Genomic DNA, 14488 nt, shown 5'->3' with positions numbered 1-14488 from the left:
TTATGGACCGGCGTGATCGAAATGCTAGCGGTGGTTTGTTGACGGCGGGTCAGGGCTGCGGTAGGCCGGTAGCAGAGGAACGTTGCCTCGCTGCCTGGGAGCTTGTGATGACCCGTCGTCTGCCGTGTCCGCCCGCTCCGGGCCCGCTGGAAGCCTACGCCGCCCGCTTCGATGACCTTTTCTCCACACTGGCACAGCGCCGCGGGTTCCGGGAGTACCTCGCGGGACTGCTGCTGCCGCGGGACCGCAACAAGACTCTGACCTGCCTGGCCGGCACCGAGCCGGTGGCCGGAGCCCAGCACGCTGCGGTCCAGCGGCTGCAGTTCTTTCTGTCCGAGTCGACGTGGGACCACGAGCAGGTCAACGCCCGCCGGGTGGAACTGCTGCTGGCCGACCCGACGACCGCGCCGCACGCGGGCGGGGTACTGGTGATCGACGACTCGGGAGACCGCAAGGACGGGAAGGCGACCGCGCACATCGGTCGGCAGTGGCTGGGCCGGCTGGGCAAGACCGACAACGGCATCGTCACCGTGACCACTTGCTGGGCCGACGAGAACCTCTACTACCCGCTCCACGCCATGCCCTACTGCCCCGCTCACCACTTCCCGACAGGCAAGAAGGACCCCGGATTCCGCACGAAGCTGCAGATCGCCGTCGAACTCGCCCGCGCCACCAAGGTGGCCGGAACGGCCTTCCGCGCCGTGGCCGCCGACTGCGCCTACGGCGACCAAGACGGCTTCCGCCGAGAGCTCTACGCGGCGGGCCTGCCATTCGTCATGGCCCTCAAACCGAGCCACGGCAGCTGGGCCTACGGCAAGGACGCCTACACCCCCCTCCACGCCGCCCGGGCCCTGACCTGGACAGACCCCGAGAATCCCGGAGACTGGACCCAGATCGAGCGGACCTTCCGCGACGGGCGCACCGAGACCTGGTGGGCCGCCGACGCCACCCTCGGCTTCTGGGGGCCCGACGGGAACGTCCGCCTGGTCGTGGCCACCACCGATCCGGCTACGCTGCATCGCAGTCCACCTGGTACCTGGCCACCGACCTGCCCCGCCCCGGCGGACCCCGCGAGGCCGACAGTCCCGAACCCGCCGCTGACCTGCACGAAGTCGTCCGGATCTACGGCATTCGACACTGGATCGAGCAAAGCTACAAACAGATCAAGGACGAACTCGGATGGGCCGACTTCCAGGTCCGCTCCGACACCGCCATCCGCCGCCACCAGACCCTGGTCACCTGCGCGTTCTCCTTCTGCTGGGACACCTGGTTCGCCCGACTGCCAGACCAGGAGCCCGCCGTCGTCCCAGCAGTCCCACCGGCCTCCACCCCAGCAGGACCCACTGAGAGGGGGAACGAACAGACCCCACCAGCCCCAACCGGCCAGCTGGCCCCGCGCGATCCGCGCCGTCCGGGCCTGGCTCGACCCCTGGACCACCCTCCAACGCTGCTGGCGAGCCTGGACCAACGAGCCGCCACCACCCGAACTCCAAGCACTGATCAACGCTGTCGGCGCAGGCCACCCGCTTGATCTCTACTGCCCGGTTTAACAAACCACCGCTAGCCTCGTCGTTTCAGTTGGGGTTGCTGGGCGGCTGAGCGAGGTTGTTTGGGTCCGTGTCGGCCGGTGGGCATGGTGAGGGCCCGACGCGGGGTCGGGTTCTCCGAGGTCCTTGAGTCGAGGTGGGCGGGGGCGGCGGGTCAGCTGGCGGGGCGGGGCAGTGCGGCCAGTCGGTGGAACGCGTCCGTGAGTTCATGTCGCCAGGGCCAGGTCGCCGATATCCGAAGGCGGAGGCGGCGGCCGGCCCGGGTGATCCGGGCTGCGACGTGCAGGACCCGGTAGCGGAGTTTCTTGGGTTCGGCCGTTGCGAGTTCGCCGTCCAGCAGGAGGACGCGGGTCCAGGCGAGGAGGTCGATCGCCGCGAGGCTGAGTTCGAGCCAGGCGGCGTTGAGCGGGAAGTGGCGGGAGGGGAAGCGGCCGAAGCCGGTGGTCTTGCCGCACCGGATGTGGTCCTCGACGGTGGCGTGCTGGCGGTGGCGGACCTCCAGGAACTGGGCCGAGCCGGAGGTGAACCGGGTGTCGGTGAGGAAGACCTGGTGCCGCAGGCCCTCGTCCTGGTCGAAGAGTGAGAGCTGGGCTCCGGGGTGGGGATGTTCGCGGCGGACGATGATGCGGGTGCCAGCCGGGTAGCCGGCAAGGTCGGCCATGCCGGTCAGTTCGGCGACCTCGGCGGACTCACGAAGGGTGCCGTCCTGGTCCAGGGCGGGGTGCCAGACCTGCTCGGGCAGGGCCCGGATCGCGCGTCGGACTGGTTCGGTGACCGCGCACCCGACCGAGAAGCAGGTGCGGATTCCGCGTGTTCGCAGGTCTCGGATGTGGCTGAGGAATGCTTTCGCGGATCCGGCGCTGTCGGTGCGGACGAGGATGTCGGTGCCGTGCCGGTGGGCGTCAGGGATCTGAGCGAGAGCGTTGTCCAGCACCGCGATGTGATCCGCGCCCGTGTTGGCTCCGGAGTTTCCGGGCCGAAGGCGCCCGGACATGGCCTCGCCGGTGTTGGCCAGGAAACACAGCAGGGGGTGGAAGCCGAAGCCGCCTTTGTAGGTGGGTGCGGCCTGGTCCTTCTCTGAATGGCAGGTGATCAGCGTGGCGTCGATGTCCAGGACCAGTCCGGGCAGTTCCTGTCCGCCGGCTATCGCCGCCGGTATGCCGCAGCGGGTCTCGGACGCCTGCAGCCAGGCCACTTCGCGGGCCTGAGCCCTGGCTGAGGGCAGACGGCCCAGTACACGTCCGTCGACGGCGGCCAGCAGCCGCCAGGCAGTCGGTGTCGAGGCGATGGGGCCGAACACTTCGCCCTGGTCGCGCAGCACGGCCAGATCCGTAATGGCCTCGCCGCCATCAGCCACCATCACCGCGAGGTCGGTCGCGATCCGGCCCGGGTCATGACCAGTGCCTCGTGGCCGAAGCGGTCTCAACGGCCCCGGTCTCCTATCTCTGACCCACGGTGCAAAGTAGCCGTCGGCCCTCTGCCCGTCCCCCGTTGCTTCGTGCCCGGCCTCTTCGTTAGGTCGAACGAGTAGTCGACGGAGGGTGGGGACGTTCATGCGCCGGGAGTGGTCACCCGAGGACGTGGTGGCGTGCTGGACGCCGGTGGGCCCTGACTGGGAGCTGGTCGCGAACAAGTCCGGTCCGACCCGGCTCGGGTTCGTGCTGATGCTGAAGTTCTTCGAGCTGGAGGGCCGATTCCCCCAATTCGTGGAGGAGTTCCCGCAGGCCGCGGTCGACTACGTGGCCGACGCGGTCAAGGTGCCGGCGGAGGACTTGGCGAAGTACGACCTGTCGTCCCGCTCGGCGAAGGGGCACCGTACGCAGATCCGCGAAGCCCTCGGGTTCCGCCCGGCAACGCGCGCCGACGAGGAACGGCTTACCGGCTGGCTCGCCGATGAGGTCTGCCCGGTGGAGCTGGTGGAGGACCGCCTGCGTGAGGCCCTGCTCGTGCAGTGCCGCAGTGACCGCATCGAGCCCCCAGGCCGTATCGAGCGGATCGTGGCCGCCGCGCGGGCGCGAGCGGACCGCGTCTTCTGCGCGCAGACCGTCGCGCGCCTGGGAGGGGTGTGCGCCCGCCGTCTGCTGGACCTGGTGGCAGAGGGGAACGAGGACGGCACCGCGCTTCTGGCCTCGCTGAAGCGGGACCCGGGCGCGGTAGGGCTGGACTCGCTGCTGACGGAGATCACCAAGCTGACCGCTGTACGGCAGCTCGGCTTGCCGGAGGGACTGTTCGCGGACTGCTCGGAGAAGCTGGTGGCCGCGTGGCGGGCGCGGGCGATCAAGATGTACCCCTCGGACTTCCGGGACGCGGGCGAGGACGTACGGGCCACCCTGCTGGGCGCGCTGTGCGCGTCTCGTCAGGCGGAGATCACTGACGCCCTCGTGGAACTGCTCGTCGCCCTGGTCCACAAGATCAACGCTCGTGCCGAGCGGCGGGTGGAGCGGCAGCTGACGGCGGAGCTGAAGAAGGTGCGGGGCAAGGAGGGCATCCTCTTCCGGCTCGCCGACGCGGCGGTGGGCCAGCCGGAGGGGACCGTCCGCAAGGTGCTGTACCCGGTGGTGGGTGAGAAGACGCTGCGCGACCTGGTCGCGGAGGCGAAGGCGAACGAGAAGGCGTTCAAGGCCAAGGTCCGCACCACGCTGCGCTCGTCGTACAGCTCGTACTACCGGCAGATGCTGCCTCCGCTGCTGAACACGCTGGGCTTCAAGTGCAACAACACCGCCTACCGGCCGGTGATGGACGCGCTCGCGCTGCTGGCCAAGTACGCCGACGTCGACGGCAAGACGCGCTTCTACGACGCCGGCGACGCGGCGCCGATGGACGGCGTCGTCCGCAAGGACTGGCGCGAGGCGGTCGTCGACGACAAGGGCAAGATCGAGCGCATCCCGTACGAGCTGTGCGTGCTGGTGGCGCTGCGGGACGCGATCCGGCGCCGGGAGATCTACGTCGAGGGCGGGATGCGGTGGCGCAACCCGGAGGACGACCTGCCCGGCGACTTCGAGTCGGCCCGCACCGTGCACTACGCCGCGATCCGCCAGCCGGAGGATCCGAAGGAGTTCGTCACCGGGCTGAAGCGCCGGATGACGGACGGTCTGGACCGGCTGTCGGCGGCGCTCGCGGACGGCTCGGCGGGCGGGGTGAAGGTCACCACTCGCAAGGGCGAGCCGTGGATCACGGTGCCGAAGCTGGAGCCGCTGGACGAGCCCACCGGCCTCCAGGCCCTCAAGGACGAGGTCGTACGGCGGTGGGGCGTGCTCGACCTGCTTGACGTGCTGAAGAATGCCGACTTCCTCACCGGCTTCACCGACGAGTTCTCCTCGGTCGCCGCGTACGAGCGCATCGACCGCGCCACCCTCCAGCGCCGCCTGCTGCTGGCGCTGTTCGCTCTGGGCACCAACATGGGCATCCGGGCGATCGTGGCGACCGGCGAGCACGGCGAGACCGAGGCCGCACTGCGGCACGTGCGCCGGCTCTTCATCACCGTCGACAACCTCCGCGCGGCCGTCACCAAGCTGGTGAACGGCACGTTCGCCGCCCGGGATGCCGCCTGGTGGGGTCAAGGCAACGCGTGTGCGTCGGACTCGAAGAAGTTCGGGTCCTGGTCCTCGAACTTCATGACCGAGTACCACGCCCGCTACGGCGGCAACGGCTGATGATCTACTGGCACGTCGAGCGGAAGAACGTCTGCATCTACTCCCAGCTCAAGAGCTGTTCGTCGTCCGAGGTCGCGGCGATGATCGAGGGCCTGCTGCGGCACTGCACGGACGCCGAGATCGAGTCCAACTACGTCGACACCCATGGCGCGAGCGTCGTCGGGTTCGCCTTCACCGAGTTGCTGAACTTCCGTCTGCTGCCGAGGCTGAAGAACATCGGCAGCATCCGCCTGTACCGCCCGGACGATGCCCCGCCCGGCTGGCCCGCGCTCGGTGCCTCGCTGACGAGGCCGATCCGCTGGAACCTGATCGAGCAGCAGTACGACCAGATGGTGAAGTACGCGACCGCGCTCCGGCTCGGCACGGCGGAGGCCGAGCAGGTGCTGCGGCGCTTCACCCGCGGCGGCCCCAAGCACCCCACCTACCAGGCACTCGAAGAACTCGGCCGCGCCGTACGCACGATCTTCGCCTGCGACTACCTGGCCAGCCCCGACCTGCGCCGCGAGATCCACGGCGGCCTCCAGGTCGTCGAGAACTGGAACTCGGCGAACACCGTGCTCCACTACGGCAAGGACGGCGCCCTGACCGGCCCGGACAAGGAGCACGCCGAGACGTCGATGCTCGCCCTGCACTTACTCCAGTCCGCGCTCGTGCACGTCAACACCCTGCTGATCCAGCAGGTCCTGGCCGAACCGGCATGGGCGAAGAAGCTGAGCGACGAGGACCGGCGCGGCCTGACCGCGCTGTTCTGGTCGAACGTCAACCCGTACGGCACGTTCCGCCTGGACATGGACAAGCGCCTCGACCTGGGGCTCACGGTGCCCCACCCCCGAACCCTGGCGAACCTCGCCGACCGATCGCGTACGGAGACACGAGGGCTTCCAGTACCTCAGTGACCCCCTGATAAACGAGGCATCGTGGCAATCGGGAACCGAGGACCGTGGTTGAGCGTATTTCGGGCAAAGGAGCTGTGCACGCTCCTGTAGGGCGCTACGGTCTCAGACCGGCTGGCATGCACGAGCGACAATAGGGGGACGAGATGTTGCCTGAGGCGTTGATGGCACTGGCCGCGACAGGGGGTGCCGCGGTGGTGCAGGCAGCGGGAAGCGACGCGTGGGAAGGGGTGCGCAGTCGGCTGGCTCGGTGGTTCGGCCGCGGCGATGCGGAGCGTGAACGCGGCGAGCTGGAGCGATTGGAGCGCAGTGCTGCCGATCTCGCTGCCGCTGACGCCGGCAGCGTTGAGCGAATTAGAGCGCGGCAGGAGACCGTGTGGCAGACCCGCATCGAGGCCCTGCTGGAAGGCATGGACGACGATGAGGAGCGCGCCCGGGCCGCCGCCGAGCTGCAGCAGCTACTGGAACAGGCTGCAACCTCGACCTCTGGTGGCGTGGGGTTGGTGTCCGGCAACACCTTCCACGGCCCGACCGCCTTCCAGGCCGGCAACCACAACCAGCAGGAAAACCACTTCGGACCCCGGGCATGACCAACCCTGAAATGGGCAACACGGGCGTCGGCGTGCACGGCAGCATCTTCCACGGCCCCGCCGCCCTCCAGATCGGGCCTTTCGGCACCCAGAACAACCAGTTCGTCTACCAATGGAAGGCCACGTACCGGATCGAGGACTTTCCCACCGCGCCACAGCTGGTGTCCGCCCGTGTGCTGGCCAAGCAACCTTCCCGGCTGCTTCGAGGGGTACATCAGGTGGTGCCCTTCACCGGCCGCCACGACGACCTCGCCCAACTGGCCGACTGGCGCGAGGATCCCGCGGAGAGACTAACCATCCGGCTGGTACACGGTCCCGGCGGGCAGGGGAAGACCCGCCTGGCCGCCCGCTTCGCGGACCTGAGTCGCGAGGCAGGATGGACAGTGTGGCAGGCGGCTGTCAACGAAGCCGACGCCGCCCCCATCGCCACCAGCTCACTCCCCGAAATCGAAACCGGCATCCTGCTGGTGGTCGACTACGCCGAACGCTGGCCCACACCGGACCTGCGCAGACTCCTGCAAGAGCCAGCCTTGCACCGCACCGGCGTTCCCGTGCGTGTCCTTCTGCTGGCCCGCCCGGCCGACGTCTGGTGGGAGAGCCTGGCGACCTGGATCGGCGACAAGCTCGAAGCCTCCGCCGCTCCCCATCGCTCCACGAGAACCTGGACACCACCACCCCCGGCGGCCGACTCGTCTTCCACGTCTTCGCCGCCCTGGCGGAATTCATCCGCGAACTCATCGTCATCGGCACCAACGAGGGCCTGGCCGCCGCCCGCGGGCGCGGCCGCGTCGGCGGGCGCCCCACCGTCGCCACCGAGGAAGTCATCAAGGCCGCCCGCGACCTGCTGCCCGACCCCGGCCGCTCCATCACCTCGATCGCCAAGCTCCTCGGCGTCTCCCCGGGCACCCTCTACAACCACATCCCCGACCTGCGCGAACTACGCGCCGACGCCGTCCCCCGTCAGCTCAAAGCTCCTACGGAGTAGGCGAACCCCAGCAAGATCGATCTCACCGGGATTTCCTGTACCTCAACTACTCACACCCGGGCACGACGCGGCCGGAGGACCGGTGACACCGGGATCGGCATCCAGCTCAACTGCCCCTGACAGTTTGGAGCTTCACACCCCGCGACCGGGTGCCCGCAGTTATGGTCGCCGTGATGGTCGTGTCCGATGGAGGAAGCGAACGTGGTAGGCGTGGAGCTGGCAGTGGGCTACTTCTTCGCGTGGGCCGTGCGCAAGGCGCGGCGGGTGTCCGGTCGGGCGGATGCGGAGGTCGATCAGGCGCTGGACGCCGGGATGGACCGGCTGCACGAGGTGGTGGCCACCCGGTTGGGCCGTGAGCCGGCGCTGGAGAGTGTGGCGCGGGAGGTGACCGACGGCCGGGAGGAGCCGACCGCGGAGACCCGGGACCAACTGGAGCTGGCCTTGAGGTACACGGCCTCGCGCGACGCGGAGTTCGCCGCGGCGCTGCGACAGGCCATCGAGCAGGTCCGGATGGCCGAGGCGGCCGCCGGTCCGGGGGCGGGCAAGTACACCGTGAGCGGGAACACCATCGAGAATGCGGCCGTGCAGATCGGCGACAACAACGAGCAGCACAACCACTTCGGGTCCTAGTGACGACTGAGGCAGCCGGAGGCCAGTGGCCCGGATTCGGTCCCGGAACCGTCATCAACCTCGCGGTGGTGAAGGGCGACCACAACGTCCAGAACAACTACTTCATCACCAAGGACCCCGATCCGGTGGAGTCGGCGACGCGGCATCTGGCCGGGTTGGTGTGGGAGCAGTGGCACCACGAGGCCGAGCTGCGGGACCTCTTCCCGGTGCCGATCCCCGTTCTGTGGCGCATGACCGACGGCGGGAACCTCGGCGACCACGACCACCTGACGGGCGCTCCCATGGCCGGAAGCGCCTCGGATCTGGACTCCTTCGCTCGGTCGTTCCCCCAGCGGCAACCGCAGCGCCTGACCATCCTGGGCGGGGCCGGCAGCGGCAAGACGACCATGGCCGTCCTGCTGGTCCTCGAACTGCTGCGGCAGATGAAGGGAGGGGACCGGGTCCCGGTCCTGCTGCCACTGGCCTCCTGGCGGCCTGCCGAAGAACACCCGAAGTCCTGGCTGATCCGTCAGATCGTCGATACGTACCCGTTCCTGAGCGCCAGGACGGTCCGGGATCTGCTGAACCGCAGGCGCATCCTGCCGGTGCTCGACGGCCTGGACGAACTACCCGACCTCGAACGGCCGCTGGCCCTGCGGAAACTCAACTCCGGCTACCCGGCGCACGAGCCACTGGTGCTGACCTGTCGGACCCACGACTACGCCAAGGCGATCAAGAAGGGGCCCGTGCTGCGCTCGGCCCCGGTGGTCGAGGGCCGGCCGCTGACGGCGGAGGCGGTCGCGGGCTATCTGCTCGACCACGCCACCCCGCAACAGCGGGACCGTTGGCGGCCGCTCACCGATGCCGTGACCCGGGACCCGGACGGCCCCGCGGCCCAGGCCCTGTCGGTTCCGCTCCTGCTGTGGCTGTGCGGCAAGGTCCACGAGGACCCGGACCAGGACAGGAATCCCGGCGATCTCGCGAACCGGAACGCCTTCCCGACGCCCGAGAAGATCGAGCAGCACCTGCTGGACTCGCTCGTGCCGGCGGTCTACCCGAGTGATCCGCGGGATTCTCCGCACCCCGACCGAAGGGCGCCGCGCAGGTGGGCCAGGGGGCACGGGCCCCGGGAGGCCGAACGGGCGGCCCGCTGGCTCGGCCATCTCGCCCGGCACCTCACGAAGCGCGAGCAGACCGACCTCAAATGGTGGGAACTGGGCACGACCATGCACCCGTCGGCCCGGATGACCGTGATCGGCTGTGCGGCCGGGATATGCGTCGGGGCGGTCGTCTTCCTCGTGGACACGGTCTTCGTCACCGTCTTCGCGGCGCGTCCCGGCTTGGGCTTCCCCGCCAGGCTCGCGAAAGGACTCCTGGTCGGGCTCGCGGACGCCCTCATCAACGGGCCTCCGGCCGCGCTGCTCTTCGGCCTCGCCCACCGGGTCCGTCGGGCGTTCGTAGGGGCGGCGGTGGAGCCCTCGCGGATGCGGATCGGCACCCGCGGCCGGAGCGGAGCGCCGCGCACCAGGTCCGTCCGGGACATCCTCAAACAGGTCAGAACAGGGAGCCTCGCGGGGTTCGCGGGCGGAGCCGGGATCGGGCTGTTGTTCGGGCTGTGGGGAAAGGGGGTCGGCGACTCGCGCTGGTTCGAGATCGGGCTGGTGGCCGTGATGGTGTACGGCGCTCAGTTCGGGCTCGTGTTCGGGCTCGTGAGCGGGCTCGTGGCCTGGCTGGAGACTCCGATCGACACCGACTCCGCCGTTCGGCCCCGTGGTCTGCTGGCCACCGACCGGAACAACGTGCTCGTGCAGCTACTCCTGCTCGGACCCCTGGCCGGAGTCACCGTGATGGTCGGAAGCAGGCTCATCGTCGGGTTCCTCGGAGGCTCCCTCTGGGGCGTCCCCGTCACGGCGGAGCCGGTGTGGACCATCCGGTTCGCACTCCTCACAGCACTCGCGGGAGGTCTCGGAGCGGCCCTCTCCATGACGGCCTGGGGCGAGTGGGTGGTCCTCGCACACGTCTGGCTGCCGCTGACCGGGCGGCTGCCCTGGCGGGCGATGGCGTTCCTGGAGGACGCCCACCAGGAGCGGGGCGTCCTCCGCCAGGCCGGAGCGGTCTTCCAGTTCCGCCACGCCCGGCTCCAGGAGCGCCTCGCACGTCCGGCGGAGGCCGGGGCCGACGACCGATCCTGATCCGGGAACTGCCCGTTCTGCAGAACTAACCCTCCAGGACGCAGCCGGCCGGGCCGGGGTGTCAGGGTGGGGCAGCCCTGGCAGCGGCTCAGCCAAGATCATCCCGTGGCGGCTTTTGGGCTCACCTTGGCTCAACCCCCAGAGCGGCGACACCATGGTGGTGCCCGCGCTCGACCGCTACGGGCGCTCGCTGAAGGACCTGGTGAACATGGTCGGCGAGCTTCGCGCCCGCGGGATCGGCTTCACCTCGCTGCACGAGCGCCTGGACACCACCACCCCCGGCGGCCGGCTCATCTTCCACGTCTTCGCCGCGCTCGCCGAGTTCATCCGCGAGCTGATCGTCTCCGGCACCCGCGAGGGCCTGGCCGCCGGCCGGGCCCGCGGCAACGTCGGCGGCCGGCCCGTCGTCGCCACCCCCCGACCGTCATCCCATCAAGATCATCCCGCTGCCGCTTTTGGGCTCACCTTGGCTGGACCCCGACCGTCGTCCTGACCACGGCACACCTCGACCACACGCCGGAGAACTGCGACCCGGGCAACCTCCGCGCCATGTGCCAGGGCTGCCACCTGCACTACGACCGGGACCACCACGCACGCACCCGAGCTGAAATCCGTCGGACTGCGCTCGAAGCCGCAGGTCAGATGACATTCGAGCTGTAGCGGCTACTTTGCACCGTGGGTCAGGGATAGGACACCGGGGCCTCAACGCGGTGGAGTACGAGCTGGTCAGTCCAGTGGCATCGGCGAGATCAGCCAGTAGCTGTGCCCCGGCATGACCGACCACCCCCGCACCGTCAGCAGAGACATGAAGCCTGGGATGCGAACCGATACCCTGCACGCAGAAAGTGCCTTCCACCTGGACCGACAGAACCCCTCGACAAGGTTCATCGTCCTAGCTCGGAAGGCACTTTCGCGTTCACGGCCAGCAACTGGTCGCACGCCAAATGAAACGGCGAGGCTAGCGGCCGTGCAGGTACTCGGCGGCGAAGTAGCCGCGCTCGGCCTCGAAGTGCTCCCTGTTCTCGTTGGCGTACGTGATGCCGTACGGGCCGCCGAGGTTCAGGTATTCGGCGCTGGCGCGGTGGCCCTCGACGTGCTGGTATCCGGCTTCGACCTTGCCGCCCTCCCCGTCGTTGGCGACGGCGGGGGCGGTGGCGACGAAGCCGGCAGCGGCGACGGTAGCCAGGGTGAACGCGATACGACGAAGCATCAGTGCTCCCTCTTGAAGGCGTAGCAGGTAGTGGACAGCACGAATTCTTACAGCCCCAGCATCAACCACCAGGCCGCCACTCCCTGCTCAGCACCGCAATCATCCTTCTGGAGCCATAGTTGAACCTGGCAGTACTCGATCTCCCGCCACGTTTCCGCCTGAAGCCAAGTTCCCGAAGCTCTTCTGCTTCGGAGCTCACGTGGGCTCGGCCTTAGCCGATGCGTCGCCCCTATTCCATTCAGCTCCGGTTGAGGGGCAGGGCAACGTCGGTGACTTGGCAGTTCCTGGAAAGGGGAGCCGATGTGCTGTGCCCGGCCGACAAGGATGTTGGCGGCGTGGAAGTGCCAGGCCGACGGGAGATGCAGATGTCGAATCCGGCGTTCGGTCCGGCGTTGACGCCGAGGCTGCCGGTGGGGACGAAGGTGCCGGAGTTGCACCGGAGCGGTCAGGGCAACGGAAACAGCAAGGCCAGCCCTACCTGCGCACACGATGCTCGACGCAGATCGGGATGCCCCAGAGTCGCGAGCGGGCTCGCGACTGGATTCGGCCCAGTGAACGCATGAATGAGTTGCGTCCAGGAACGTCACGCCACGGAATCACGAACCGCAAGGAAAGGGTCTGTGCGGGTAGATGAATCCGGCATCCGGGGCGAGCGCCAAGGGAAGAGGCTCCTCGAACTCTCCCGTTCCTCGCGGCGGATTTGTGCTCCACCAACTTCCGGCAGTGCGGAACGGACACCCGACACGCACGCCCGGCATGCCCAATTGAGCCTGCTGCTCCGGAAGGGTGAATTCTCACGGCTTCCCTTATTGCGAGACCCTTGCAATAAGGGAAGCGTGACCCCTTCGGCTCAACGGTCGGCGTCCGTGTCGTCGTGAATTTCCACGCGGTGTTCACCGCGCCGCTCTGCCGTCCCACCGGCCCATTCATCCTTCATGGACCGCGAGGCCGACCGGAGGAACCGGTCGGGGATGTGCACGAGCGGGGTTTCGGCGTGCTTTTCTACGGCTGCGCAGTCTTTGGGTGAAGACGGGCCCGTGCTTCAAGCCGCCCCGTCGCCCGTTTCGCTGTGAGCCCGCTCGGTGCGCGATCCTCCGCCGCGGTACCGAACGTCATCCCCCATCAGCCCACTCCTCCCTTCCGCATGCCTTCACGCATGCGGAAGGGAGGGGTGTCAGTAGACAGAAGGAATGCCGTGAAGGTTTCCCCGTTCAGGCCCCGCTCGCGAAGCGTCCTGGATCAGTCCCTGCTCGTGCTCGGTGCCACCACTCTGGCCGCGGGACTCGGAGCGATGGCGCTCGCCCCTGGCCTCAGCGCGGCCTCCAGCCACCGTGAGGCGCCCCTGATCGCCGGTGACCCACGGGCGGACAACACCGACGTGTACGCGTTCACCAGCCCCGACAAGGCCGACACCGTCACGATGGTGGCGAACTGGATCCCGATGGAGGAGCCCAACGGCGGTCCGAACTTCTACGCGTTCGGTGACGACCTGCGCTACAACATCAAGGTCGACAACACCGGTGACGGCGTCGCCGACATCACTTACAGCTGGCGCTTCCGCAACAGCTACCGCGATGACGCGAATCAGTTCCTCTACAACACCGGCCAGGTCACCTCGCTGACCGACCCGGACCTGAACTTCCGCCAGGTCTACGACCTGGTCGTGACCACCGGAGGAAAGAGCCGGACCGTCCTGTCGGGCGTACCGGCCGCCCCGTCCCGCACCGGCAAGGCATCGATGCCCGACTACGCGGCACTCCGCAGGCAGGCGACCTTCGGTCTGCCGGGCGGCGGCAAGACGTACTCGGGCCAGGCCGAGGACCCGTTCTTCGCCGACCTGCGCGTCTTCGACCTCCTCTACGGCGGCGACCTGAGCGAGCGAGGGCAGGACACCCTGGCCGGCTACAACGTCAACACCATCGCCATCCAGGTCCCCAAGAGGCAGCTCGCCCTCAGGGGCAACACGTCCCGCAACCCGGTCATCGGCGTGTGGTCGACCACTGACCGTGCGGGCGTCACGGTCAACGACTCCCGCGAAAAGAGCGCCAAGAATCCGTGGAAGCAGGTTTCCCGCCTAGGGAACCCCCTGGTCAACGAAGTCGTCGTCCCTCTGAAGTTCAAGGACGCCTTCAACACCCTTAACCCCAGCCAGGACCGCACCGTCCAGCCGGTCGTCGACAAGGTGTACGACCCGATCCTGCCCAAGCTCATCCAGCAGGTCTACGGCATCCCGGCCCCCAAGACGCCCCGCAACGATCTCGCCGAAATCTACCTGACGGGCATCTGCAAGGTCTGCGGCCCGATCAAGGCCGACCTGAACGCCCACCGCCTCAACAAGGACGCGGCGCTCCGGAAGATCGTCCCGGCGGAGGAACTGCGCCTGAACATGGCGGTGCCGCCCACCGCCAAGCCCCAGCGCCTCGGTGTCCTCGCGGGCGACCTGGCCGGCTTCCCGAACGGGCGCCGCCTCGCCGACGACGTCATCGACATCTCCCTCCAGGCCGTCGAGGGCGCCGCCCAGACCGGCGTTCTCGTCCCCGCGCTCGCGGACGGCGACAAGGTCGACACGAACGAGGTCCCGTTCGCCACCTCGTTCCCCTACGTCGCGGTGCCGCACACCAAGAACGTGAACCGCGGCCCCGGCGCGGCCGGCCGCAACGTCGAGCAGTCCTCGATGGAGAACACCGCGGCGAGCCCCGTCATGAAGACGACCCAAGCCGCAGTGCTGGCCGGAGGAGGCGCGCTCCTTCTCGGCATTGGCGGCTTCCGCCTTCGGCGTCGCGGCGACGACAGCTGAACCGGCCGCAGT

At 68.7% G+C, this 14488-nt stretch carries 7 protein-coding genes and 5 pseudogenes; 9 read left to right on the top strand and 3 right to left on the bottom strand.

Going from position 1 to position 14488, the window contains the following annotated elements; genetic code table 11:
- Positions 1-107 precede the first annotated feature (107 nt).
- Positions 108-1531, top strand: a pseudogene (locus OG251_RS39655) (IS701 family transposase).
- A 170-nt stretch (positions 1532-1701) separates the two neighbouring features.
- Here OG251_RS39655 and OG251_RS39650 read toward each other — a convergent pair.
- Positions 1702-2973, bottom strand: a pseudogene (locus tag OG251_RS39650) (IS1380 family transposase); the annotation flags it as partial.
- Positions 2974-3100: 127 nt separating this feature from the next.
- Between OG251_RS39650 and OG251_RS39645 the strand changes: the two are divergent.
- From OG251_RS39645 to OG251_RS39615, 7 genes and pseudogenes are all read left to right on the top strand, one after another.
- On the top strand, positions 3101-5200 hold the full coding sequence (locus tag OG251_RS39645; protein WP_326682112.1) for a Tn3 family transposase: 2100 nt from the start codon (positions 3101-3103) through the stop codon (positions 5198-5200).
- A complete protein-coding gene (locus tag OG251_RS39640) occupies positions 5200-6096 on the top strand; it encodes a Tn3 family transposase (protein ID WP_326682111.1) in 897 nt (298 codons plus the stop codon). Before OG251_RS39645 ends, OG251_RS39640 begins: the two co-directional genes overlap by 1 nt.
- A 143-nt stretch (positions 6097-6239) precedes the next feature.
- A complete protein-coding gene (locus OG251_RS39635) occupies positions 6240-6683 on the top strand; it encodes a hypothetical protein (protein ID WP_326682110.1) in 444 nt (147 codons plus the stop codon).
- A gap of 646 nt (positions 6684-7329) precedes the next feature.
- Positions 7330-7668: pseudogene (locus OG251_RS39630) on the top strand (recombinase family protein); the annotation flags it as partial.
- Positions 7669-7878: 210 nt separating this feature from the next.
- The gene (locus tag OG251_RS39625; protein ID WP_326682109.1) at positions 7879-8298 is read left to right on the top strand and encodes a hypothetical protein; all 420 of its coding nucleotides are present in this window, start codon (positions 7879-7881) and stop codon (positions 8296-8298) included.
- Positions 8298-10469 carry an NACHT domain-containing protein gene (locus OG251_RS39620; protein WP_326682108.1) on the top strand — a complete coding sequence of 724 codons (2172 nt, stop codon included), beginning with the start codon at positions 8298-8300 and terminating at the stop codon, positions 10467-10469. Before OG251_RS39625 ends, OG251_RS39620 begins: the two co-directional genes overlap by 1 nt.
- Before the next feature lie 139 nt (positions 10470-10608).
- Positions 10609-10962 (top strand): annotated as a pseudogene (locus OG251_RS39615) (recombinase family protein); the annotation flags it as partial.
- Positions 10963-11172: 210 nt separating this feature from the next.
- Here OG251_RS39615 and OG251_RS45100 read toward each other — a convergent pair.
- Together OG251_RS45100 and OG251_RS39610 are read right to left on the bottom strand one after the other, a co-directional pair.
- A pseudogene (locus OG251_RS45100) lies at positions 11173-11325 on the bottom strand (IS1380 family transposase); the annotation flags it as partial.
- 102 nt (positions 11326-11427) lie between these two features.
- Entirely contained in the window at positions 11428-11679 is a 252-nt protein-coding gene (locus tag OG251_RS39610) for a hypothetical protein (protein WP_326682107.1), read from the bottom strand.
- Positions 11680-12835: 1156 nt separating this feature from the next.
- Here OG251_RS39610 and OG251_RS39605 point away from each other — a divergent pair.
- On the top strand, positions 12836-14476 hold the full coding sequence (locus tag OG251_RS39605; protein WP_442818456.1) for a DUF4331 domain-containing protein: 1641 nt from the start codon (positions 12836-12838) through the stop codon (positions 14474-14476).
- Positions 14477-14488: the final 12 nt, after the last annotated feature.

This window comes from Streptomyces sp. NBC_01237 (assembly GCF_035917275.1).
Taxonomy (GTDB): Bacteria; Actinomycetota; Actinomycetes; order Streptomycetales; family Streptomycetaceae; genus Streptomyces.
The sequence above is the reverse complement of the archived record's forward strand: the minus strand, read 5'-3'. Positions and strand labels throughout refer to the sequence as shown.